The sequence below is a fragment of the Porticoccus sp. W117 genome (assembly GCF_030341905.1).
In the GTDB taxonomy this organism is placed as follows: Bacteria; Pseudomonadota; Gammaproteobacteria; order Pseudomonadales; family Porticoccaceae; genus SCSIO-12696.
This window is the reverse complement of sequence record NZ_JATAAF010000019.1, coordinates 1-22,741: the sequence shown is the minus strand read 5'-3', so window position 1 is coordinate 22,741 and position 22,741 is coordinate 1. Positions and strand designations below refer to the sequence as shown.

20 protein-coding genes are annotated in these 22,741 nt (G+C 54.1%); 15 read left to right on the top strand and 5 right to left on the bottom strand.

What is annotated here, in order from left to right; translation table 11 throughout:
- Nucleotides 1-6 precede the first annotated feature (6 nt).
- The 5 genes from QSV34_RS12145 (at nucleotide 7) to QSV34_RS12125 (ending at nucleotide 6,011) form a co-directional block, all read left to right on the top strand.
- Entirely contained in the window at nucleotides 7-630 is a 624-nt protein-coding gene (locus QSV34_RS12145) for an L-threonylcarbamoyladenylate synthase (RefSeq protein ID WP_289155062.1), read from the top strand.
- Between the two features lie 191 nt (nucleotides 631-821).
- Nucleotides 822-1,589 (top strand): segregation and condensation protein A, encoded by a 768-nt coding sequence (locus QSV34_RS12140; protein ID WP_289155115.1) that lies wholly within the window; start codon nucleotides 822-824, stop codon nucleotides 1,587-1,589.
- A gap of 144 nt (nucleotides 1,590-1,733) precedes the next feature.
- Nucleotides 1,734-2,420 (top strand): SMC-Scp complex subunit ScpB, encoded by a 687-nt coding sequence (scpB, locus tag QSV34_RS12135; RefSeq protein WP_289155060.1) that lies wholly within the window; start codon nucleotides 1,734-1,736, stop codon nucleotides 2,418-2,420.
- On the top strand, nucleotides 2,413-3,249 hold the full coding sequence (gene rluB / locus QSV34_RS12130; RefSeq protein ID WP_289155059.1) for a 23S rRNA pseudouridine(2605) synthase RluB: 837 nt from the start codon (nucleotides 2,413-2,415) through the stop codon (nucleotides 3,247-3,249). Before scpB ends, rluB begins: the two co-directional genes overlap by 8 nt.
- 308 nt (nucleotides 3,250-3,557) lie before the next feature.
- A complete protein-coding gene (locus QSV34_RS12125; RefSeq protein ID WP_289155057.1) occupies nucleotides 3,558-6,011 on the top strand; it encodes a TonB-dependent receptor in 2,454 nt (817 codons plus the stop codon).
- Nucleotides 6,012-6,099: 88 nt separating this feature from the next.
- Here QSV34_RS12125 and QSV34_RS12120 read toward each other — a convergent pair whose 3' ends face one another.
- From QSV34_RS12120 to QSV34_RS12105, 4 genes are all read right to left on the bottom strand, one after another.
- Nucleotides 6,100-6,858: a YciK family oxidoreductase gene (locus QSV34_RS12120; RefSeq protein ID WP_289155056.1), complete on the bottom strand. Its 759-nt coding sequence runs from the start codon at nucleotides 6,856-6,858 to the stop codon at nucleotides 6,100-6,102.
- Nucleotides 6,855-7,514, bottom strand: a complete 660-nt coding sequence (locus tag QSV34_RS12115; protein ID WP_289155054.1) for an HAD family hydrolase — start codon at nucleotides 7,512-7,514, stop codon at nucleotides 6,855-6,857. Before QSV34_RS12115 ends, QSV34_RS12120 begins: the two co-directional genes overlap by 4 nt.
- A gap of 114 nt (nucleotides 7,515-7,628) precedes the next feature.
- On the bottom strand, nucleotides 7,629-8,336 hold the full coding sequence (gene ubiG / locus QSV34_RS12110; protein WP_289155052.1) for a bifunctional 2-polyprenyl-6-hydroxyphenol methylase/3-demethylubiquinol 3-O-methyltransferase UbiG: 708 nt from the start codon (nucleotides 8,334-8,336) through the stop codon (nucleotides 7,629-7,631).
- A gap of 96 nt (nucleotides 8,337-8,432) precedes the next feature.
- Nucleotides 8,433-9,758 (bottom strand): TRZ/ATZ family hydrolase, encoded by a 1,326-nt coding sequence (locus tag QSV34_RS12105; protein ID WP_289155113.1) that lies wholly within the window; start codon nucleotides 9,756-9,758, stop codon nucleotides 8,433-8,435.
- A gap of 203 nt (nucleotides 9,759-9,961) precedes the next feature.
- Between QSV34_RS12105 and gyrA the strand changes: the two genes are divergently transcribed.
- The 10 genes from gyrA to wecB all read left to right on the top strand — a co-directional run bounded on the left by gyrA (nucleotide 9,962) and on the right by wecB (nucleotide 22,640).
- Nucleotides 9,962-12,526, top strand: coding sequence for a DNA gyrase subunit A (gene gyrA / locus QSV34_RS12100; protein WP_289155051.1), 2,565 nt, complete (start codon nucleotides 9,962-9,964; stop codon nucleotides 12,524-12,526).
- 1 nt (nucleotide 12,527) lies between these two features.
- A complete protein-coding gene (gene pheA, locus QSV34_RS12095; RefSeq protein ID WP_289155049.1) occupies nucleotides 12,528-13,613 on the top strand; it encodes a prephenate dehydratase in 1,086 nt (361 codons plus the stop codon).
- 182 nt (nucleotides 13,614-13,795) lie between these two features.
- The gene (locus QSV34_RS12090; protein WP_289155048.1) at nucleotides 13,796-16,066 is read left to right on the top strand and encodes a bifunctional prephenate dehydrogenase/3-phosphoshikimate 1-carboxyvinyltransferase; all 2,271 of its coding nucleotides are present in this window, start codon (nucleotides 13,796-13,798) and stop codon (nucleotides 16,064-16,066) included.
- 139 nt (nucleotides 16,067-16,205) lie between these two features.
- Nucleotides 16,206-16,898: a (d)CMP kinase gene (gene cmk, locus QSV34_RS12085; protein ID WP_289155047.1), complete on the top strand. Its 693-nt coding sequence runs from the start codon at nucleotides 16,206-16,208 to the stop codon at nucleotides 16,896-16,898.
- Nucleotides 16,899-17,054: 156 nt separating this feature from the next.
- Nucleotides 17,055-18,734 (top strand): 30S ribosomal protein S1, encoded by a 1,680-nt coding sequence (rpsA, locus tag QSV34_RS12080; protein ID WP_289155045.1) that lies wholly within the window; start codon nucleotides 17,055-17,057, stop codon nucleotides 18,732-18,734.
- 322 nt (nucleotides 18,735-19,056) lie between these two features.
- Nucleotides 19,057-19,359, top strand: coding sequence for an integration host factor subunit beta (locus QSV34_RS12075; RefSeq protein ID WP_289155043.1), 303 nt, complete (start codon nucleotides 19,057-19,059; stop codon nucleotides 19,357-19,359).
- Between the two features lie 88 nt (nucleotides 19,360-19,447).
- Nucleotides 19,448-19,732: a lipopolysaccharide assembly protein LapA domain-containing protein gene (locus tag QSV34_RS12070; protein WP_289155041.1), complete on the top strand. Its 285-nt coding sequence runs from the start codon at nucleotides 19,448-19,450 to the stop codon at nucleotides 19,730-19,732.
- 6 nt (nucleotides 19,733-19,738) lie between these two features.
- On the top strand, nucleotides 19,739-20,923 hold the full coding sequence (gene lapB, locus QSV34_RS12065; RefSeq protein WP_289155039.1) for a lipopolysaccharide assembly protein LapB: 1,185 nt from the start codon (nucleotides 19,739-19,741) through the stop codon (nucleotides 20,921-20,923).
- A gap of 152 nt (nucleotides 20,924-21,075) precedes the next feature.
- The gene (gene pyrF / locus QSV34_RS12060; RefSeq protein WP_289155037.1) at nucleotides 21,076-21,774 is read left to right on the top strand and encodes an orotidine-5'-phosphate decarboxylase; all 699 of its coding nucleotides are present in this window, start codon (nucleotides 21,076-21,078) and stop codon (nucleotides 21,772-21,774) included.
- 14 nt (nucleotides 21,775-21,788) lie between these two features.
- Nucleotides 21,789-22,640, top strand: coding sequence for a non-hydrolyzing UDP-N-acetylglucosamine 2-epimerase (gene wecB, locus QSV34_RS12055; protein WP_353738390.1), 852 nt, complete (start codon nucleotides 21,789-21,791; stop codon nucleotides 22,638-22,640).
- Here the strand turns inward: wecB and QSV34_RS12050 are convergent.
- Nucleotides 22,630-22,741: transposase domain-containing protein (locus QSV34_RS12050; protein ID WP_289152310.1), on the bottom strand; the 112-nt coding region annotated here is incomplete at its 5' end. The two genes, wecB and QSV34_RS12050, sit on opposite strands and share 11 nt — an antisense overlap.

The window sequence follows — 22,741 nt, the reverse complement described above, 5'->3', positions numbered from 1 at the left end:
ACCTCCATGAGCCAGTTTTTCTCCATCCACCCGGATAACCCCCAGCCTCGTTTGATTCGCCAGGCGGTAGAGATCGTGCATTTCGGTGGTGTTATCGCTTACCCCACTGATTCTGCCTATGCCCTCGGTTGCCATATTGGTGACAAAACGGCGCTGGACAAAATTCGCGCCATCCGCCAGCTGGAAAAACGCCACAACTTTACCCTGGTGTGCCGCGACTTATCTGAACTGGCCAGCTACGCCAAAGTGGACAATGTGCGCTTTCGCTTGCTCAAGGGTTTGACGCCGGGGCCCTATACATTTGTGTTACAGGCCACATCGGAAGTGCCGCGACGGCTGATGCACCCCAAGCGCAAGACCGTAGGCCTGCGGGTGCCGGAAAACAATGTAGCGCTGGCGCTGCTGGAAGAACTGGGTGAACCGCTGATGAGTGTCACCCTGCAACTGCCTGGCGATGAATACCCGCTCACCGATCCCTACGACATTCGTGACCTGCTGGAGCATCGTATCGACCTGGTTATCGACGGCGGCTACTGCGGCCTGGAACCTACCTCAGTGGTGGACATGACCGACGACACCCCGGTTATTCTGCGCCGCGGTATGGGGGATGTGAGTCTGTTTGAAGACTGACAGGATGCGCTTTGTGTCATCCTGAGTGCAGCGAAGGGTCTCTGTGTTTGTGACGGCCTATGAGATTCTTCGCTGCGCTCAGAATGACATTCCCTGTATAATCCCCATCTTTATTTAACCGGTTAAACCCTGTGACCGACACTCCCGTTATCGATAACGAATCCCACCCGCAGCCTCCCAGCCAGGAGGAGATGCCGTTCGCCATGATCTACGGCGAGGCGGTCACCGAGCTGCCCAAGGATCTTTATATCCCCCCAGAAGCGCTGGAAGTGATTCTTGAGGCGTTTGAAGGCCCGCTCGATCTGCTGCTGTACCTGATCAAGCGCCAGAATATCGATATTCTCGAAATCAACGTGGCGGAAATTACCCGCCAGTACATGGCTTACATCGAATTGATGGAAGCCATGCACTTTGAACTGGCGGCGGAATACCTGTTGATGGCGGCCATGCTGGCGGAGATCAAATCCCGCATGTTACTGCCCCGCCAGGAAGAGATAGAAGACGAAGACGACCCCCGCGCCGAGCTGATTCGTCGCCTGCAGGAGTACGAGCGCTTCAAGCAGGCCGCAGAAGATATCGACGACCTGCCCAGAGTAGGGCGGGACACCTTTATTGCCTCTGCCAAGGAACCGGATCGCAACTGCGAGCGTCCCCACCCGGATGTGTCCATGCAGGAATTGCTGTTGGCGCTGTCGGAAGTTATGCACCGTGCGGAAATGTTTGAAAGTCACCAGGTGCAACGGGAGTTGCTGTCGACACGGGAGCGCATGACCGAAGTGCTGGAGCGCTTGAAAGGCCAGCAATTTGTTCCCTTCGTCAGCCTTTTCACCGCCCACGAAGGCAAAGTGGGGGTGGTAACCACTTTCCTGGCGGTGATGGAACTGATCAAGGAATCGCTGGTGGAAATTGTGCAGAGCGAAATGTTTGGCCCGATACATGTAAAGGCCCGATCTGCCTGATTATTAATTTTCGTCATTCCCGCGCAGGCGGGACTAATGCGCTTTTTGCATTGAGCGCCCGTAGGGCGAGTGAAGCGTATAATCCACCATCTGCAAGATGGATCTCCGTTTTCGCGGGGATGACGGACAACAAAGATAGTGTTTATGGATATCACCCGACTAAAAAATATTATCGAAGGTGCTTTACTGGCGGCAGCGCGCCCGCTGGATATATCCCACATCGAGCAGCTCTTTGAAGAAGATGCCTGCCCCAGCCGCGACGACATTCGCGCTGCTCTGGAAGAAGTGGCAGTAGACTGTGCCGGCCGCGGTTTTGAACTGAAAAAAGTCTCCAGCGGCTATCGCTTTCAGGTGCGTCAGGAACTCTCCCAGTGGGTGAACCGCTTGTGGGAAGAAAAACCTCAGAAGTACTCGCGGGCCATGTTGGAAACCCTGGCGCTGATCGCCTATCGCCAGCCCATTACCCGCGGCGATATTGAAGAAATTCGCGGGGTGTCGGTGAGCTCCCAGATTATCAAAACACTGCACGAACGAGAGTGGATACGGGTGGTTGGCCATCGCGATGTGCCGGGTCGCCCCTCACTGTACGCCACCACCAAACAGTTTCTCGACTACTTTAATCTGGCCAGCCTGGAAGAACTTCCTACTCTGGGAGAGCTTCGGGATTTGGAAGACATCGACCCGGAGCTGAGCCTGGATATTGATCAGCCTCAACAGGGTACAGAGGAACAGGCCGCCGAGGCGGATATGGACGAGGATCAAATCGACCATAGCGAGCTGCCAACTCAGCAACAGCAGGAGCACAACCCGGACAGGCACAACGATGTCTGAGGGCGTGGTCACTGAAAAACTGCAGAAAGTCCTGGCAGCGGGCGGATTGGGATCGCGCCGGGCCATGGAACAGTGGATTGCTGATGGCCGTGTGATGGTCAATGGCCAGCCAGCAACCTTGGGGGATCGCGTTGCTCCGGAAGACAACATTCAGGTAGATGGCAAACCCTTTGCCCGCAAATCCGCCGATTCTCGCCTACGAGTGCTGCTGTACAACAAACCCCTGGGGGAAATTTGCACGCGCAACGACCCAGAGGGTCGGCCCACGGTATTCGAACGCCTGCCAAAACTCAGTGGCGAGCGCTGGGTGTCTGTTGGCCGCCTGGACATCAATACCAGTGGCTTACTGCTGTTTACTAATGACGGCGAGCTGGCCAACAAGCTGATGCACCCTAGCAGCAACATGGATCGTGAATATCTGGTGAGGGTTCACGGGGATGTGGATGAAGATGGCCTTAAACGCCTGCGTGACGGCGTGTTGCTGGATGATGGTATGGCTAAGTTTAGCGATATTGTTCCTGGTGAGGCCAATGGCGCCAACCGTTGGTTTACCGTTGCCTTGATGGAAGGGCGTAACCGCGAGGTACGCCGGTTGTGGGAATCTCAGGGGGTGGAAGTTAACCGCCTGAAGCGGGTGCGCTTCGGCCCCATATTCTTTCCATCCTACCTGCGCGAAGGGCAGTGGATGGACCTGGAACCGCAGGACATCAAAGCACTCTGCCGCCAGGCGGGCATCGACAATGTGCGTATCGCCAATATCACTCCCCAAGAACGTAAAAAACGCCAACGCCAGGAAGAGCGCCTGCGTGCCCGCGGCCGCAAAAACTAAATCATCTATGCTTTTACATTCTTCTTACAAATACAGATATCTCTGTATTTCGTGCTTCCATTGCTATGGATCTCCGCATTCGCGGGGGTGACAAACTAAAATCAATGCCACTCGGCTAAAACCGACCTGTATCTAACGGATTTGCCACCAATAGTGACCCCGTATACACTCGATAAAACGCTAAAAAGCAGTTTGCATTCAGCGCGCCTGCCACAGATAAATACCGGTTGGTCACAGAAGCTGCGGAACTCCATTGTGGTCGCGCTGGACGAAATAAAAATACTAAATAGATGAAGGAGAGTAGCGGTATGGTGAAGCCATCAGGTTTTTGTCGAGGGTTCTCTGGTAAGTCATTGGCCGCCTGTGTGGCCGCGATTGTGGCCAGCCAAGTTGCTGTAGCGGAAGAACAACAAACCAGATCAGGTGTTCTTGAGGAGATTGTCTCTACTGCTCAAAAAAGGCCAGAGAGCCTGCAGAGTGTTCCCATTTCAGTAAATACCGTCAGCGGTGCCAAACTGGCAGATACTGGTATTACCAATCTGGAAAAGCTCACCGCTTACGTTCCCAACTTCAGCATGAACCAGACCGGTATCGGTTCCACCATTACCATTCGCGGCATCAGCTCCGGTATCAACCAGGGTTTTGAACAATCCGTTGGCCAATATGTAGATGGCGTTTACTACGGCCGTGCAGCGGTCAGTCGCGCTCCTTTCCTTGACCTGGAACGCATCGAAGTACTCCGTGGTCCCCAAGGCACCCTGTTTGGTAAAAACAGCATTGGTGGTGCCATCAGTATTCAGTCCGCCAGACCCACAGAAGAATTTGAAGGTTCTGTTTCCGCCCTCTACGAACCCAGCGATGGTGAGCAGGAACTGCGTTTTGTAGCGTCCGGAGCATTTTCCGATAACGTGCGCGCTCGAGTGGCGTTAATGGATCGCAGTATCGACGGCTTTGTACGCAACACCACCCTCAATCGTGACGAAAAAGGCGAAAATGAGCAGGTATTCCGCTTGGGCGTGGAGTGGGATATCAACGACGATTTGTCGCTGTACTTTAAAGCCGAGCGCACCGAATTTGATGTAGATGGGCGCAATATTGAATTGTTTGATCCGGTCACTCTGCCGGTTCCCGGTGCGATTACCCATGTGCAAGCAGTTAATGGTCTACAGGCGCTTCTCGGACGTCCACTGGTTGACAGCACCCTGGATCGGGTGCGTGATTCCAACGGCGATAACAGCAGCGACACCGTCGACAGTTACGTGGTGGAGCTGGACTATCAGGCGGGCGACCATGAGTTGACATTTGTTACCGGTTGGTTCGAGTATGATCACAGTGAATTGTGTGATTGCGATTTTACCGGTGCCTCTCTATTCCAGGCGTTTGGCGACGAGAGTTTCGAACAATTTAGCCAAGAGATTCGCCTGACTTCCCCTGCCAGCGATACCTTTGAATACATCACTGGCATTTATTACCAAAGCAGCGAGCTGGATTTTAACGACCGCCTGTTTATTCCCCAGGATTCCTTGCTCAATGTGGCACTGCCTGCCGCTAACGCTGCACTGGCACCCATTATTGGCTTTTTGCCCAACTCCTCATCTCAACGTTCCTTCCAACAGGATACCGATGTGTGGGCGGTGTTTGCCCAAGGCACTTGGCAACTGGCTGAGGATTGGAGCCTGACAGCCGGGGGACGTTATACCAGTGAAGATAAAGACGCCACCCGACGCCAGTTTAATGTCAATCAGGCGGGTGTTGATGTTGGCAATGCAGACCCGATTCTCAACACTTTTTACGGCATCGTTGGTATTGAGGCCTACGATCCATTGAGTGGCAGCCGCAGTGAAAACTCCTTCACGCCACTGGTAACCCTGGAGTGGCAAGCCTCTGATGATGCACTGCTGTACGCCAGCTGGACGCGCGGCTTTAAATCCGGCGGTTTCGATGTGCGTTCCAATGCCCACCCGGATGCAGCGGTTGGTGTGACCGTGCTAAGTGCTCTTGGCCCTGTATTTAACCCCGGCCCTCAGGGCAGTTTTGAGTTTGAGGAAGAGGAAGCCACCAACTTTGAGCTGGGTACCAAGTTGACACTACTCAATGGTGCTGCTGAATTAAATGGCGCGATTTTCTTTACCGACTATGAAGATCTTCAAGTCTCTCAATTCGATGGCACCCTGGGCTTTAATGTTACCAATGCCGCGGAAGCCAGTATCAAAGGTTTGGAATTGGAAGGGCGCCTGCAGGCCACCGATGGTTTGGTATTGAGCAGCTCGCTTTCTTACCTGGATTTTGAGTACGACAGTTTTAACGACAGTCAGTGCTTCTTCGGCCAGGCTGTTACTGACCCCGGTTCGGTGACTGATCCGGTTAGAGGCTTGTGTAATGTGGCGGGCTCAACCCGCGAATACACGCCGGAATGGCGAGCCACCTTTGTGGCCGATCACACGGCAACGGTTATGGATAATTATCAATTGCGTACCACGGTAGACGTTCTCTATGTGGATGACTACCTGTGGAATCCAACGCTCGACCCGCGCAATGTGCAGGATGCCTACACTGAAGTAAATGCCCGTATTGGCTTTGGCCCCAGTGATGGCAAGTGGGAAGTGTCTCTGCTGGGTCGCAACTTGACGGATGAAGAAGTGATTAATTTCGGTGGCGATGCACCGCTGGCTTCACTGCTAACCCAGCGTAGCGGTAACGCCTACTACGGCTTTATTAACCGCGACCGCAGCGTGGCAATTCAGGCAACGGTTAAGTTCTAAGTCAAACCCGTCATTGCGAGCGTAGCGAAGCAATCTCCAGAAGCGTCACGAGATTGCTTCGCTGCGCTCGCAATGACGTATTCTGGTATTACTGCGCATCCAAACTCTCTCCCGATACTCCCTGACTTTCTGCACTCATCAAATACAGATAGGTTGGCATAATGTCTGCTGGTGCAGGCAGTGTGCCTGGATCTTCCGCCGGGTAAGCTCCGGCACGCATGGCGGTGCGGGTGGCACCGGGGTTGATGCAATTGACGCGAATATTGCCAACGCCTTCCAGCTCCTGAGCCAGTACCTGACACAACCCTTCCGTGGCGAATTTTGATACCGCATAAGCACCCCAGTAGGCCCGGCCCACGCGGCCTACACCGGAGCTGGTGAAAATGATGGAACTGTCTTCAGATTTTTCCAGCAGTGGCAGCAGCGCTTTGGTCATGGCAAACCCGGCGGTAACATTTACCTGCATCACCTGTTGCCAGGTGCTGAGTTTGTAATTGGCGATGGGGGTGCGTTGCCCAAGCAACCCGGCATTGTGTAACAGGCCATCCAGGCGGCCAAATTCTTCGAACAACTTTCCTGCCATTTCCTGGTAGTGATCTTCCGTTGCTCCCTCCAGATCCATGGGGTAAATAGCCGGCTTCGGGGCGCCGGATGCGACAATCTCGTCATACACCTGTTCCAGCTTGGCAACAGTTCGGCCCACCAGAATCACTTCCGCGCCGTAACTGGCAAAGGTCAGAGCCGCAGTACGACCAATGCCATCGCCAGCGCCGGTTACCAGAATAATGCGGTTGGCCAGGCAGTTGTCGTTTGCCTGGTAGTTTTTTGCGATGGAGCTATCGGTCATAACAGTGGTTCCAGAATAGGAAGAAGGTCTTCCGAGTGGTGGGCAATATAGTCTGCCTGCCAATCGCTGGCATCTTCGTTTTGATTGAGATATCCATAGGCGGCGGCGATGGAGATTGCTCCTGCATTGCGACCTGCCTCCACATCCCGCAAATGATCGCCTACCATGACGGTATTCTCGGCACAGCAGCCAATCTGCTGGCAGGCGAGGTGCACCGATTCCGGGTGGGGCTTTGTATGGGTGACATGATCCGGGCAGATAACTGCTGCTGGTTTTAACTGTAAGCCTTCAACGATAGGCGTGGTGTAGAGCACCGGCTTGTTGGTAACGATGCCCCAGGGAATACTGCCTTTCGCAAGGCGGCTGAGCAATTTTTCCAGGCCGGGAAACAGTCGTGTTTTGTTGGTCAGACAGTTGATGTACAAATCCAGCAGTCGTTGCCGCAAGGGGTTGAACGCTGGGTCGTCGGTAGATAACTGAAAAGCAGTTTCGATCAGCCCCACAGAGCCGTGGGAAACCGCGCTGCGCACCTGGCAATAGTCCATGGTGGCGCGATTTTCTTCCTGCAACAGTTGATTAACCACATCGGTAAAGTCCAGCGCGGTGTCTAATAAGGTGCCGTCCAGGTCAAAAAGTACTGCGTCGATTTTTGGCATATTTGTCTCTTTGGATAATGTCATCCTGAGGGAGCGTAGCGACCGTGAGGATCTCACAACTTTCGGGCTTGTGATATCCTCACGCGGCTACGCCGCTCAGGATGACGTAAAGCATCAACTTTCTTTATGGCAATGAACCAGATAATTCACATCCACATCACGGTTATCCAGGCGATACTTTTTGCTGAGTGGGTTGTAGACCATGCCGGTCATATGCTCGACGCTTAACCCCGACTCCCTCGCCCAATTGCCGAGTTCGGAAGGGCGAATAAACTTGCTGTACTCGTGGGTGCCTTTGGGGAGTAGCTTGAGTACGTATTCCGCTCCCAAAATGGCGAACAGGTAGGCTTTGGGGTTGCGGTTGATGGTGGAAAAGTAAATATGGCCGCCGGGTTTGACCAGTTGTGCGCAGGCGTTAATCACTGAAGCAGGCTCTGGCACGTGCTCCAGCATTTCCAGGCAGGTCACCACATCGTATTCGCCGGCTTCTTGTTCCGCGAGTTGTTCAGCGGTGATTTGTCGGTAATCCACCGCAACGCCACTTTCCAGTGCATGTAGTTTGGCGACGTTAAGTGGTGCCTCGCCCATATCAATACCAGTCATATGTGCGCCACGCTGGGCCAGGGATTCACTTAAAATGCCACCGCCGCAGCCCACATCGAGAATTTTTTTACCGGCTACCGGGGAATGCTGATCAATCCAGTTGGCGCGCAACGGGTTGATGTCGTGCAGGGGTTTGAATTCGCTGTTTGGATCCCACCAGCGGCTGGCCAGTGCTTCAAATTTGGCGATTTCGGCCTGGTCTACGTTTTGTTCGGACATAAATTCACTTCGTTGTCATTACGTCATCCTGAGCGTAGCGAAGGATCTCTGTGTTGTATACGAAGTACGAGATTCTTCGCTGCGCTCAGAATGACGCTAACGGTTAGTTATTTTTTCTTGCCATTCTTTTGCTTTTGCAATGACTTCACTTTGATCCAGTGTTGTCAGCTGACGATCTTTCAACAGCGCCTTGCCATTTACCCACACATGACTGACCCGGTGGCTGCAGTCCGTATACACCAGCTGCGACACCGGGTTGTAAAGCGGCAGGGCTTCCAGTTCATCCAGTCGCACAGCGGTAAGGTCTGCGGCTTTGCCTGCTTCAATGGAGCCGATGCGATTTGCCATGCCCAGTGCCTGGGCGCCACCGAGGGTGGCCATGCGCAGGGCGCTGTGAGCGTCCAGTGCGGCGGCGTTGTCGGCAACGGCTTTGGTGAGCAGAGCGGCGGTTTTCATTTCGCCCAGCAAGCTCAGGTCATTATTACTGGCGGCGCCATCGGTACCCAGGGCCACATTGATGTTGCTGTCCAGCAATCGCTGAACCGGGCACAGGCCGCTGGCCAGTTTCAGGTTGGATTCCGGACAGTGAATCACATGGGCGCCGGTGTTTTGCAGCAGCGTCAGGTCGTTGTCGTTTACCTGAGTCATATGCACGCACTGGGTCAGCGGTGACAACGCCCCCAGCTGGTTGATGCGTTCGATAGGGCGCAGGCCGCTTTTGCTTTTTTCGTCGCTGATTTCCTGCGCGGTTTCGTGCAGGTGAATATGGATAGGTGTAGCCAGCTCCTCGGAATAGGTGGCTACCTTTTGCAGCGGCTCATCGGAAATGGTGTAGGGCGCGTGAGGGCCAAAGGCAATCTGAATCAGGTTGTCGTTTTTGTGGTCATCCCGCAGCGCCAGGCCTTTGTGTATGTAATCGTCGGGGCCGCTGCCCCAATTGCTTGGGAAGTCGAATACCGGAAAGGCGACCTGGGCGCGCATACCGGTGCGGCTGGCGGCTTCGGCAATGGCTTCCGGAAAAAAATACATATCCGCAAAGCAGGTAGTGCCACTACGAATCATCTCCGCCATAGCCAGATTAGTGCCATCGCGTACAAAGTGCTCGTCTACCCACTGTTGCTCCGCCGGCCAGATATGCTCGCTGAGCCAAGTGTGCAGTGGCTGATCATCTGCGTAGCCGCGCAACAGGCTCATGGCAGCGTGGCCGTGGGCGTTTACCAGGCCGGGAATCAGCAAGTGCTCATCCAGGTTTACGGTTTCGCTGGCCTGATACTGTTTGGCGGCTTCTTTTTGCGTGGTGATGGCGATAATGTCGCCGCGCTCAACCACCACAGCACAGTCTTGCAGCAGTTGGTTGCGGGGCACCACCGGAGCCAGCCAGCGGGCGTTGATAATCAGGTCCACGGGAGTGGGGGTCATAATGGTTTTCTACCTGTTGACGACCCGCGGAGTATACAGGGCTAAGGTGCGGGGATACAGGCAGTAGAACACCCTCCAAGCTGTCGGCCAAAGCCTGTTTTATAAGCGGGTAAAGCCTGCGTCCTGACACCTTTTTTATGCTATTATCCCGCGCTTGTGTCTGGCCCTTGGTGGGCCATAAAAAATCATAAGGAATACACACAAGCATGGGTGAAATCGCCAAAGAAATCCTGCCGGTAAATATCGAGGACGAGCTGCGTCAATCCTATCTGGATTACGCCATGAGCGTGATCGTCGGTCGGGCTTTGCCGGATGTGCGCGACGGCCTCAAGCCGGTGCACCGCCGGGTTCTGTTCGCTATGAACGAACTCAAGAACGACTGGAACAAGTCCTATAAAAAATCCGCCCGTGTGGTGGGTGACGTCATCGGTAAATACCACCCCCACGGTGACACCGCGGTGTACGACACCATTGTGCGTATGGCCCAGGATTTTTCCCTGCGCTACCCGCTGGTAGACGGCCAGGGCAACTTCGGCTCCATCGACGGTGATTCCCCGGCGGCCATGCGTTACACCGAAATCCGCATGGACAAGATTGCCCATTCTCTGCTGGCGGATCTCGATAAAGAAACCGTCGATTTCGTGCCTAACTACGACGGCAACGAAATGATGCCGGACGTGCTGCCTACCCGGGTGCCCAACCTGCTGGTAAACGGCTCCTCCGGTATTGCTGTGGGCATGGCCACCAATATTCCGCCCCACAACCTGGGTGAAGTGATTCGCGCTTGTCTGGCGTTGATTGAAAACGAAGACATCACCATCGATGAGTTGATGGAGCACCTGCCGGGGCCGGATTTCCCCACCGGTGCCATTATCAACGGCAAAGCGGGAATTCTGCAGGCTTACCGCACCGGTCGTGGCCGTATTTACATGCGCGCCAAGGCAGAGGTGGAAACCGATACCAAGGGCAAAGAGCGCATCATCATTCATGAGATTCCCTACCAGCTGAACAAAGCGCGCCTGATTGAGAAAATCGCCGAGCTGGTAAAAGACAAAAAGATTGAAGGCATCTCTGAACTGCGAGATGAATCCGACAAAGACGGCCTGCGGGTGGTCATTGAAATCAAGCGCGGCGAGATGGGCGATGTGGTGCTCAACAATCTGTACGCGCAAACCCAACTGGAGACTGTTTTTGGCATCAATACCGTTGCCCTGGTGGACGGCCAGCCCAAGTTGCTCAACCTCAAAGAGCTGCTGGAAAACTTTGTTCGCCACCGTCGAGAGGTCGTCACCCGCCGCACCGTTTACCTGCTGAGAAAAGCTCGCGAGCGCGGCCATATTCTCGAAGGTTTGGCAGTGGCGATTGCCAATATTGATGAAGTGATCGAGCTGATCAAATCCTCCCAGTCTCCAGCGGAAGCCAAAGAGGCGTTGATCGCCCGCGGCTGGGCTTCGGGCAATATCAGCGAATTCCTGGAACGCGCTGGCGCCGACGCCTGTCGCCCGGAAGAGCTGTCAGACAAGTTTGGTCAGCGGGATGGCATGTACTACCTGTCACCGGAACAGGCCCAGGCCATTCTTGAATTGCGCCTGCACCGCCTCACCGGTATGGAGCACGACAAACTGCTGGCGGAGTATCAGGACAAACTGGCGGAAATTGCGGAATACCTCGGCATTTTGGCCAGCCCGGAACGGCTGATGGAAGTCATTCGTGAAGAACTGGAAGCCATTGTCAGCGAATTTAACGACGAGCGCCGTACGGAAATTATCGAATCCAAGCACGATCTGACCGTTGAAGACCTGATCAGCGAAGAAGATCGTGTGGTCACCATCTCCCACGGTGGCTATGCCAAAACCCAGCCGCTGGACGATTACCAGGCCCAGCGCCGTGGTGGCATGGGCAAATCCGCCACCCAGGTGAAAGATGAGGACTTTATCGAACACCTGCTGATCGCCAACACTCACACCACCATTCTGTGTTTTACCAACGCCGGTAAGGTGTATTGGCTGAAGGTGTACCAGATTCCAGTGGCGGGGCGTCAGTCTCGCGGCCGGCCCATGGTCAACCTGCTGCCGTTGGAAGAGGGGGAACGGGTGACCTCTATCCTGCCAGTGGATGAGTACAGTGACGACAAATTCATCTTTATGGCCACCAAGTTCGGTACCGTGAAGAAAACTCCGCTGTCGGCTTTCTCTCGCCCCCGCAGTGTTGGCTTGATTGCCCTCGACCTGGTGGAAGGCGACCGACTGGTGGGCACCGCTATCACCAATGGCGACAGCGAAGTGATGCTGTTCAGCTCTGGTGGTAAGGCCATGCGCTTCCAGGAAGGGGATGTGCGCTCCATGGGGCGTATCTCCAGAGGTGTTCGCGGTATTCGTCTGCCGGAAGGTGAGCAAGTGTTGTCGCTGATTATTCCTCAAGAGGGCGGGCGCGTACTCACCGTGTCGGAAAACGGCTACGGCAAGCAGACCCCCATCGAAGATTACCCCACCAAAGGCCGCGGCGGAATGGGCGTAATTGCCATTCAGAGTTCCGAGCGCAATGGTCAGCTGGTAGGTGCCGAACAGGTGTTTGAAGGGGACGAGGTCATGCTGATCTCCGATCAGGGCACACTGGTGCGCACCCGCTGCGAAGAGATTTCCACCTCTGGCCGTAACACCCAGGGAGTACGGGTGATTCGCCTTAAAGAAGGTGAGCAACTGGTGGGTTTGGCACGAATTGAAGAACAAGACGAAGAGGGCGACGACGCGCCTTCTGACAGTGAGTCGTAACATGTCTGACGATAACAAATTGGATGCCCTGCGCCAGCAGATTGATGGTATCGACAAAGACCTGCTGGAACTGATCAGCAAGCGCGCGAACTGTGCGCAACAAGTGGCTGAAGTAAAGCAGGCTGCCGGCGAATCGGCGTTTTACCGTCCGGAGCGGGAAGCACAGGTATTGCGCAAGGTGCTGGAAAAAAACCAGGGCCCACTGGACGACGAGGAAATGGCGCGGCTGTTCCGGGAGATTATGTCCGCCTGCCTGGCGCTGGAAGACCCGATCAAAGTCGCGTACCTGGGGCCAGAGGGTACCTTTACCCAACAAGCAGCAATAAAGCACTTTGGCCATTCGGCGGTGACCATGCCCATGGCCGCCATCGACGATGTGTTTCGCGAAGTAGTCGCCGGTGCCGTGGACTACGGCGTGGTGCCGGTGGAAAACTCTACCGAAGGTGTTGTGAACAACACCCTGGACAGCTTCCTGGATTCCAACGTTGGCATCAGTGGTGAAGTGGAATTGCGTATTCACCAGCACTTTTTGGTGGGGCCAAACACCCGGCCGGAAAACATTACCCGGGTTTACTCGCATGCCCAGTCCCTTGCCCAGTGCCGTCTGTGGCTCGACGCCAATTACCCCAGCATCGAGCGAATAGCGGTAAGCAGCAATGCGGAGGCGGCCAAGTTTGTTAAAGGGGAGTGGAACTCGGCGGCCATCGCCGGTGATATGGCGGCAGATCTGTTTGGTTTATCTCGTTTGCGTGAAAACATTGAAGACCGTCCGGACAACTCCACCCGCTTCTTTATTATTGGCCGCGAGCATGTGCCCGCCAGTGGCGATGACAAAACCTCGGTGATTGTTACCGCCCACAACCAGGCTGGTGCTCTGCACGACCTGTTGCTGCCGTTTCACGATGCTGGTATCGACCTGACCCGTATCGAAACCCGGCCATCCCGCACAACCAAGTGGAACTACGTGTTCTTTATCGACTTTAAAGGCCATGTGGATGACCCTGTGGTAAGTCAGGCGTTGCAGCAGGTGCGGGATAAAGTGGCAGATTTGAAAGTATTGGGTTCCTATCCGAAGGGCGTGCTTTGAGTCGCGAGTTACGGGTTGGGGTTACGGGTTACGGGCAGCCCACTGAATACTGTCATCATGAGTGTAATAAATGATTCCGTCATTGCGAGGAGCGAAGCGACGCGGCAATCTAGTGGCTTCAATGAAAAGTCTCTGGTTCGCTTCGCTGCGCTCGCGATGACATACAGCACTGAACAAAACGCATGTCTTCCCCTGTAATCAACAAACTGGTCGTTATCGGCCTTGGCCTGATTGGCGGTAGCTTGGCCAAGGCGGCCCGCGAGCGCCAGCTGTGTACTGAAGTTATCGGCGTATCCCGCAGCCAGCAGGTGTGCGACCGTGCTTTGGAAACCGCTGTAGCTGATCGCGCAGTCACTTCACTGGCTGATATTGCCGGGGAATTGGCGGCAGGAGATGTGCTGGTGATTGCGGTGCCCACCCTGGCGGTTGCCAAGGTAATGGCGGAGGTATCGCAAATTGTCAGTGATCAGGTCACGATCACCGATGTGGCCAGTGTAAAGGGCAGCGTGGTTGCTGATGCCACTCGCATTTATGGTCAGCTACCCAGTCAGTTTGTTCCTGGTCATCCCATCGCTGGTGGTGAAAACAGCGGCATTGAAGCGGTTAACAGTCAGCTGTTTGAAAATCACAAAGTCATCCTGACCCCGAGCGACTCCACCGGTGAGCAACACCTGCAACGTATTGTCCAGCTTTGGCAGGGCGCCGGTGCAACCACTGAGCAAATGTCTGTGGCCGAGCACGATGAAGTGTTGGCCGCCACCAGCCATCTTCCTCATATGCTGGCTTTTTTGCTGGTGGATACTCTGGCTGGAATGCGAGACAACCGCGAGATATTTCGTTACGCCGCCGGTGGTTTTCGCGACTTTACCCGCATTGCTGGCAGCGATCCGGTGATGTGGCACGACATTGCCCAGGCGAACCGGGGCGCACTGGTATCAACAATCGATCACTTGATGGGTAATCTCGCGGAGATGCGCCAGGCCATTGACGCTGGTGACAGCGAGTACCTGCTGGGGGTGTTTACCCGCGCCCGGGAAGCCCGCAACCACTTTACTAAAATGCTGGAAATGAAAGCCTATATGGAACCAGAAAGCGACAACAACGTAATTTTTACTGTGCAACCGGGCGGAGCCGTTAATGGCACTGTGCGAGTGCCTGGTGATAAATCCATTTCCCACCGTTCCATTATGCTGGGCTCTCTTGCCGAGGGCGTTACCGAGGTCACTGGGTTTCTGGAAGGGGAAGACAGCCTCGCTACCTTGCAGGCGTTTCGGGATATGGGGGTAGTGATTGAAGGGCCCACTAATCAAGGTGGAGGTGATGGACAAGGGAATGGCCGCGTCACCATTCACGGCGTTGGTTTGCACGGATTGAAGCAACCTGCTGGGCCACTGTATTTGGGCAACTCCGGCACCTCCATGCGTTTGCTATCGGGCTTATTGGCTGGGCAGGCGTTTGATACGGAGCTGACCGGCGACCACTCTCTATCTGGCCGCCCCATGAACCGAGTGGCGGAACCGCTGCGCACCATGGGTGCTCGCATTGAAACCGCCGAAAATGGCAGGCCGCCGTTGCGTATTAAAGGTGGCAGCCATTTAAAAGCCATTGACTACAAGCTGCCCATGGCCAGCGCTCAGGTGAAATCCTGTGTGTTGTTGGCAGGACTTTATGCACAAGGGGAGACTCGCACCACCGAGCCAGCCCCCACCCGTGATCATACTGAACGCATGCTGTCTGGCTTTGGCTACCCGGTAGAACGGGACGGTGCCAGTGCCACGGTTCGCTCCGGCGGCAAGATCAGCGCCACCACCATTGATGTACCCGCGGATATTTCTTCCGCTACGTTCTTTATGGTGGCTGCTGCCATTGCCCCTGGCTCCGATATTACCCTGCAACACGTAGGCATTAATCCCACCCGAATAGGTGTGATTAATATCCTGCGCCTGATGGGTGCCAATATTGACCTGCATAATGAGCGTGAGATTGGCGGCGAACCGGTAGCGGATATCCGTGTTCGCTACGCGCCGTTGAAAGGTATTGCCATACCCGAAGATCAGGTGCCGCTGGCCATCGATGAATTCCCGGCCCTGTTTGTGGCTGCCGCTTGTGCGGAAGGGCAAACCGTATTGACCGGCGCGGAAGAGCTGCGAGTGAAAGAAAGTGACCGCATTCAGGCCATGGCGGATGGTTTGCAGATTCTTGGCGTGGATGCTCAGCCAACCGCCGACGGCATGATTATCAATGGTGGCGACTCTGGTTGCGGAAAAATTGGCAGTGGCGAAGTAGAAAGCTGTGACGACCACCGCATTGCTATGGCGTTTGCTGTGGCAGGCTTGCGCGCCACCGGGCCGGTACGTATTAACAACTGTAACAATGTGGCCACATCATTCCCCGGTTTTGTGGAATTGGCGCAAAAAACAGGGATACAGGTTACAGAAGACAGGACGCGCTGACGCGCTACAGGAAAAGCACCCCTTTAAGCTGTAGCCCGCTAAGCGGGCGTCCTGTAGGGCGAAGCCCGTGCTGTAGCTTGCGCAGCAAGCGTGCCTATTGAATAGAGCTGAGATACTGAATCTCACACGGAACGTATTTATGACTATAGAAGTACCGGTAATCACCATCGACGGTCCCAGCGGTTCTGGCAAGGGCACCATCTGCCAACTGCTGGCGAAACACCTGGGTTATCACTATCTGGATAGCGGTGCTCTATACCGCTTGCTGGGCCTGGCGGCCCGTCGCCACGGTATTGCCCTGGACGATGTGGAAGCGCTGGCAGTGCTGGCAGCGCACCTGGATATTGCGTTTGATACCACCGACAAGGGCGTCAAAGTGCGCCTGGAGGGTGAAGATGTTAGCCGCGATATTCGCACGGAAGATGCGGGAGCGGATGCCTCGAAAGTGGCTGCGGTTCCGGCGGTGCGAGACGCACTGTTGCACCGTCAGAGGGTGTTTGTGCAGGCACCGGGTCTGGTGGCCGATGGCCGTGATATGGGTACGGTGGTGTTCCCTCTGGCGCAGGTGAAAATCTTCCTGGATGCCAGCCCGGAAGTGCGTGCAGAACGCCGCTATAAGCAGTTGATTGATAAGGGTGAATCTGTTAATCTCGCCGCCCTCGTGGAACAGGTGCGGGCAAGAGACGAACGGGACAGAACCCGTGAAGTATCGCCGCTGGTACCGGCCCACGATGCAGTGGTGATTGACTCTTCGTCCATGGCCATTGAAGAAGTGCTGAATTCGGTGTTGCTTATTGTCTCTCAACGAGGCATCCCGGCTTGGGGCTTATAAACCAAATTGGCATTATAAAGCTGGATGTTGGCGTGATCAGTCAGAATTGCGCGCTAACGTCCTTAATATTGATGACCCGTATAACTGACTGTACGGCTGAGAGCTTCCGCGTCGCCTATTCAAAAGACGCAGGCTCACTACTATAGGTAGATGTTCATGAGCGAAAGCTTTGCAGAACTCTTTGAAGAGAGTTTAAAAACCGTTGAGATGGCCCCTGGCGCCATCGTTACTGGCGTTGTTATCGATGTTGACCGCGACTGGGTTACCGTACACGCCGGCCTGAAATCTGAAGGTGTTATTCCCGCCAGCCAGTTCCTGGATGAGAACGGCGAATGCACTCTCGAAGTTGGTGACGAAGTACAGGTTGCCCTGGAAGCTGTTGAAGACGGCTTCGGTGCTACCCGACTGTCCCGTGAAAAAGCCCGCCGTGCTGAAGCCTGGATTGCTCTGGAAGCAGCCCACGAAGCGGACGAAGTTGTTAAAGGTGTTATTTCCGGCAAGGTTAAAGGTGGTTTCACCGTTGACGTACAAGGCCTGCGCGCCTTCCTGCCTGGCTCTCTGGTTGACGTTCGCCCGATTCGCGAAACCGCTCACCTGGAAGACAAGCCGCTGGAATTCAAAGTTATCAAGCTGGATGCCAAGCGCAATAACGTAGTGGTTTCCCGCCGTGCTGTGATGGAAGAAGTGAACAGCGCCGAGCGTGAAGAACTGCTGGGCAAGCTGGAAGAAGGCGTACAGCTGAAGGGTATCGTCAAGAACCTGACCGACTACGGTGCGTTCGTAGATATGGGCGGTATCGACGGCCTGTTGCACATTACCGATATGTCTTGGAAGCGCATCAAACACCCAAGCGAAATCGTTGCTGTTGGCGACGAGATCGATGTGAAAGTGCTGAAATTCGACCGCGAGCGCAACCGCGTTTCTCTGGGTCTGAAGCAACTGGGCGAAGATCCCTGGGTGAACATCATTGGTCGTTACCCGGAAGGTACTCGCACCAAGGCGAAAGTCACCAACCTCACTGACTACGGCTGCTTTGCTGAGCTTGAAGACGGCGTAGAAGGCCTGGTACACGTTTCCGAAATGGATTGGACCAACAAGAACATCCACCCAAGCAAAGTTGTTCAATTGGGCGACGAAGTGGAAGTGATGGTTCTGGATATCGACGAAGAGCGTCGCCGTATTTCTCTGGGTATCAAGCAGTGTCAGGTTAACCCCTGGGACGACTTTGGTACCAAGCACAGCAAAGGCGACAAGCTCAGCGGCAAGATCAAGTCCATCACCGACTTCGGCATCTTTATTGGCCTGGACGGCGGTATCGATGGTCTGGTTCACCTGTCCGACATCTCCTGGAACGAAACTGGCGAAGAAGCGGTTCGCAAGTTCAAGAAGGGCGACGAGCTGGAAACCGTTATCCTGTCTATCGACGCCGAGCGCGAGCGCATCTCTCTGGGCGTTAAGCAGCTGGACAGTGACCCGTTCAACGACTACCTGAACGCCAACGATAAAGGTTCTATCGTTACTGGTGTGATCAAAGAAGTTGACGCCAAAGCAGCCATCATCACCCTGGCGGACGAAATCGAAGGCACTCTGAAAGCCTCCGAAATCAGCCGCGAGAAGGTAGAAGATGCCCGCAACGTGCTGAAAGAAGGTGAAGAAGTAGAAGCCAAGATCGTTAACGTTGACCGCAAGAACCGCGTGATCAGCCTGTCGATCAAGGCCAAAGACTTTGCCGAAGAGAAGGCCGCCATCAAAGAGCACAGCAAGCAGTCCGCTGAAGCGGCACAGCCTGCGACTCTGGGTGACCTGATTAAGGCGCAGATGGAAGGGAAAGACTAAGTCTGTATCCTTGTATCAAGTCTTGAAAAAGGGGCTGCTTCGGCGGCCCCTTTTTTGTTAGTAGGTCGTCATCCTGAGGAGGCGAAGCCGACGTGAGGATCTCAAAATTTTCAAGCTCTGAGATCCTCACGCGGCTGCGCCGCTCAGGATGACAGTGTCCTTACGTCTCTCATCTCCCGTCTTTAGTGACTCGCACCTTCCTTGGTGCTCGGGCTGCACCCGCCTTCGGCGCCCAAATCGGGCATCCTGCCCATTTGTCTCCCTTTTTGTTGCATCTCAACAAAAAATATAATATTTTCAGCGAGTTGCAATGGGGAAAGTAATGACTAAATCCGAATTAATCGAACGACTCGCCACTCGTCAGGATCAGCTGATGCCCAAGGATGTGGAGTTTGCGGTAAAAATGATCCTGGAGAGTATGACCGACGCGCTGGTGGATAACCGCCGTATTGAAGTGCGCGGTTTTGGTAGCTTCTGCCTGCACTACCGGGCGCCGCGTATTGGCCGTAACCCGAAAACCGGCGATTCTGTTGAGCTGTCTGGCAAATATGTGCCTTACTTCAAGCCCGGTAAAGAGCTGCGCGAGCGGGTAAATGACAGTATGTTGCGTGAGCAATCTGTCTAATTTCCTTGGTTTCCGTAGGGCAGATTAGCCAAAGGCGTAATCCGCCGCTATTATCCCGGTAATACTATCTCCTTGCTCGGAGCCCGGCATGGCCCTGCTGAAAAAAATCCTCCTTTATATCTCTCTTCTAGTCGTCCTGCTGCTGGGTATCTGGATTGGCCGCGATAATACTCAGGAGGTTAGCTTTATCTTGCTGGGTTTTCAGTTGCCCGGTGTAGAGTTGGGCATGTTTGTGGCTTTGCTGTTTATTCTGTTTGTTTCCTTCGGTACTCTGTTAACGCTCCCCTCCATGCTTAAACATCGTCATGCCGCCAAGCGTTATCGGCAAAAGCTGTTGGCGGCCGAAGTGAAGCTCTCCAAACAGCAGCAGTAGCGCTTGATGATGGGGGCGGTGGAAGTAGCAATTGTTGTTCTGGCCTCCTGCGCTGCACTGTTGACGGCCTGGTATCTCGGTACGCTCAAGGGGGTTCGTAAGCAACACTCCAGCAACAAACCTCTTTCCAAAGACAGTTATTTTCGCGGCCTGAACTTCCTGCTCAACGAAGAGCCGGATGAATCCATCGATACTTTCATCCACTCCCTGGAAGTCAATAGCGACACTCTGGAAACCCATATGGCGCTGGGCGCACTGATGCGTCGCCGGGGGGAGGTGGAACGGGCCATTCGCATTCACCAAAACCTGCTATCTCACCCACGATTAAACAGAGAGCAGCTCTATCAGGTTCAGTTGGAATTGGCGCGGGATTTTATGCAGGCGGGGCTGCTGGATCGGGCAGAGCGGCTAATGCTGGACTTGGCAGAAATGTCCGATCGTTATCGACAGCAAGCCCTAGAACACCTTCTGGAAATCTACCGGGACGAGCAGGAATGGCAAAACGCCATTGGTGTGGCAGACCGATTGTGGCCTCGCCGGCGATTATTTTCCAGTGGCGGAGGCAGCTTGGAACGTGGCCATTTTTGCTGTGAACTGGCACAACAGGCATTGCAGCACGGTGACTCTGTGCAGGCACGGCAGCACCTCCGCCAGGCTTTGAAGTATGACAAGAGCTCGGTGAGGGCCAGCTTGCTGTTGGCGCAATTGGATGTGGACCAGGGAAATTGCGCCGGCGCGCTTAAGCGCCTGGAGCGAATTCCGACCCAGGATCATGAGCTGCTGCCAGAAGCGGTAGATGCTATCTGCCGGGCTTATCAGGAGCTGGGTAGAGAAAAAGACCTGGTGGGATATCTGAGGGAGCTGTTTGGTCAGTACCCCACGGATAAATTGCTGCTTGCTTTGGCCGAGCAATTGAAAGCTGTAGAGGGCGAGGAACAGGCTATCGCCTTTTTGCGTGAGCAACTGGACAAAAAGACGTCCCTGCCTGCGCTGCTGCAGCTGATGCATTGGGAACGCCCCGAGCAGGGAGAGCGACGAGACAGTGGGTTATTATCAATAACTGCTATCCAGCAGCAATTGGCCGAGCGCCATAACTACCGCTGCCGCAGCTGCGGCTTTTCCGCCCAGAAAATGCACTGGCTTTGTCCGACTTGTAAACAGTGGGGGGCGGTAAAGCCGAACGGCCATTGAAAGGTTACAGGCTACAGGTGACAGGGCTCGCTTCGCGCTGACAGGTAACACCATCGTCATTGCGAGGAGCCGTAGGCGACGCGGCAATCTCGTGACTTTTCACTGTTTGTTGTAGAATGCCTCGACTTTTTTCCTGGTACTCTGAGTAGCCCATGCCTTCTGATCCCAAAATTATCGTTGCCCTGGATTACAACAACCCCGATTCGGTTTACGAGTTGGTGGACAGGCTGGAGCCATCACTCTGCCGCTTGAAAGTGGGTAAAGAGCTGTTCACTGTTACTGGCCCAGAGCTGGTTCGTAATTTGGTGGGGAAAGGTTTTGATGTATTCCTTGACCTGAAATTCCACGATATTCCTAATACTACAGCTAATGCGGTTGCTGCCGCAGCAGATCTGGGTGTGTGGATGGTCAACGTGCACGCCTCCGGTGGCAGTAAAATGATGGCGGCGGCGAAGGCCAAGCTGGAAGGGCAGAGTAGTGATACTTTGTTGATAGGGGTAACTGTATTGACCAGTATGTCTGCGGAAGATGTGAGCGAAATTGGAGTATCCCGCTCACCTGCAGAACAGGTATTGCACTTGGCAGGGTTGGCTAAGCAGAGTGGCTTGGATGGCGTGGTTTGTTCAGCGCAAGAGGCATCGAGCTTGAAAGCCGCCTATGGCAAGGATTTTCAGCTTGTCACTCCGGGAATCCGCCCTGCAGGCAGCAGTGCTGGTGATCAGCAGCGAATTGTTACTCCGAAACAAGCTATTACAAACGGCTCAGACTACTTGGTAATTGGCCGACCGATTACTCAGGCGCAGAATCCAGTATTGGAACTGGAAAGGCTCAGTATAGAGATAAGTGGCTAACCTCTTAAAAATCAATGATTAAGAAAGTATTGCTCGCATTTGGAACAAGGCCGGAAGCTATAAAGATGGCTCCCTTAGCCCATCAACTGAAAAGTGATCCACGCTTTGAGGTTAAAGTGTGTGTGACGGCACAGCACCGTGAAATGCTTGATCAGGTATTAGAGTTATTCGAAATTATTCCGGATTATGATCTGGATATCATGAAGCCTGGCCAAAGCCTTTTTGATGTTACGTCAGGCATTCTTACCTCTATTAAGCCTGTACTGGAAGATTTTGAGCCTGATATTGTTCTCGTGCACGGAGATACAACTACAACTCTATCGGTGTCTCTAGCTGCTTTTTATATGCGAATCCCTGTAGGGCATGTAGAGGCTGGCTTACGAACTGGCAATATTTATTCCCCTTGGCCAGAGGAGGCGAATAGAAAGTTGACGGGAAGCCTCACGGAATACCATTTTGCACCGACGTCTATTGCTCGAGATAACCTGTATGGCGAAGGTGTGGATAAGTCTTCAGTCCATATTACGGGGAACACAGTAATTGATGCCCTATTTTGGGTGTCGAGAAAAATCGAGTCAGATCAGCTGCTTGGGGAAAAGCTGTCGCAGTTATACCCATTTTTAGATGCTCAGAAGAAGCTTATTTTGGTTACTGGACACCGTAGGGAGAATTTTGGACAAGGTTTTGAAGATATGTGTCTCGCGCTTCTCAAGGTATCTCAGGCATATCCAGACGCTCAGATACTTTACCCGGTTCATTTGAACCCTAATGTTCAAGAGCCTGTGAGCCGTTTGCTGGGAGAGGCTGAAAATATCTACCTGGCTGAGCTGCAGGACTATTGTAAGCGTCCGGTCATCACCCCTTGACCGACTCACTCCAATTATGCGGCAGCAATTCCTCAATCCGGTTGCTCTTCTGTGTTGGCAGTTTCTCCAACACATCTTTCAGATACGCATACGGATCATGG

Bases quoted from the DNA above. Each gene is read 5' to 3' on its own strand.
- QSV34_RS12145 (WP_289155062.1), top strand. From the start codon at position 7: ATGAGCCAGTTTTTCTCCATCCACCCGGATAACCCCCAGCCTCGTTTG.
- QSV34_RS12115 (WP_289155054.1), bottom strand. From the start codon at position 7,514: ATGCCAAAAATCGACGCAGTACTTTTTGACCTGGACGGCACCTTATTA.
- QSV34_RS12070 (WP_289155041.1), top strand. From the start codon at position 19,448: ATGGCCCTGCTGAAAAAAATCCTCCTTTATATCTCTCTTCTAGTCGTC.
- rluB (WP_289155059.1), top strand. From the start codon at position 2,413: ATGTCTGAGGGCGTGGTCACTGAAAAACTGCAGAAAGTCCTGGCAGCG.
- ubiG (WP_289155052.1), bottom strand. From the start codon at position 8,336: ATGTCCGAACAAAACGTAGACCAGGCCGAAATCGCCAAATTTGAAGCA.
- QSV34_RS12140 (WP_289155115.1), top strand. From the start codon at position 822: ATGCCGTTCGCCATGATCTACGGCGAGGCGGTCACCGAGCTGCCCAAG.
- lapB (WP_289155039.1), top strand. From the start codon at position 19,739: ATGATGGGGGCGGTGGAAGTAGCAATTGTTGTTCTGGCCTCCTGCGCT.
- pyrF (WP_289155037.1), top strand. From the start codon at position 21,076: ATGCCTTCTGATCCCAAAATTATCGTTGCCCTGGATTACAACAACCCC.
- pheA (WP_289155049.1), top strand. From the start codon at position 12,528: ATGTCTGACGATAACAAATTGGATGCCCTGCGCCAGCAGATTGATGGT.
- wecB (WP_353738390.1), top strand. From the start codon at position 21,789: ATGATTAAGAAAGTATTGCTCGCATTTGGAACAAGGCCGGAAGCTATA.
- scpB (WP_289155060.1), top strand. From the start codon at position 1,734: ATGGATATCACCCGACTAAAAAATATTATCGAAGGTGCTTTACTGGCG.
- QSV34_RS12120 (WP_289155056.1), bottom strand. From the start codon at position 6,858: ATGACCGATAGCTCCATCGCAAAAAACTACCAGGCAAACGACAACTGC.
- QSV34_RS12075 (WP_289155043.1), top strand. From the start codon at position 19,057: ATGACTAAATCCGAATTAATCGAACGACTCGCCACTCGTCAGGATCAG.
- gyrA (WP_289155051.1), top strand. From the start codon at position 9,962: ATGGGTGAAATCGCCAAAGAAATCCTGCCGGTAAATATCGAGGACGAG.
- QSV34_RS12090 (WP_289155048.1), top strand. From the start codon at position 13,796: ATGTCTTCCCCTGTAATCAACAAACTGGTCGTTATCGGCCTTGGCCTG.
- QSV34_RS12125 (WP_289155057.1), top strand. From the start codon at position 3,558: ATGGTGAAGCCATCAGGTTTTTGTCGAGGGTTCTCTGGTAAGTCATTG.
- rpsA (WP_289155045.1), top strand. From the start codon at position 17,055: ATGAGCGAAAGCTTTGCAGAACTCTTTGAAGAGAGTTTAAAAACCGTT.
- cmk (WP_289155047.1), top strand. From the start codon at position 16,206: ATGACTATAGAAGTACCGGTAATCACCATCGACGGTCCCAGCGGTTCT.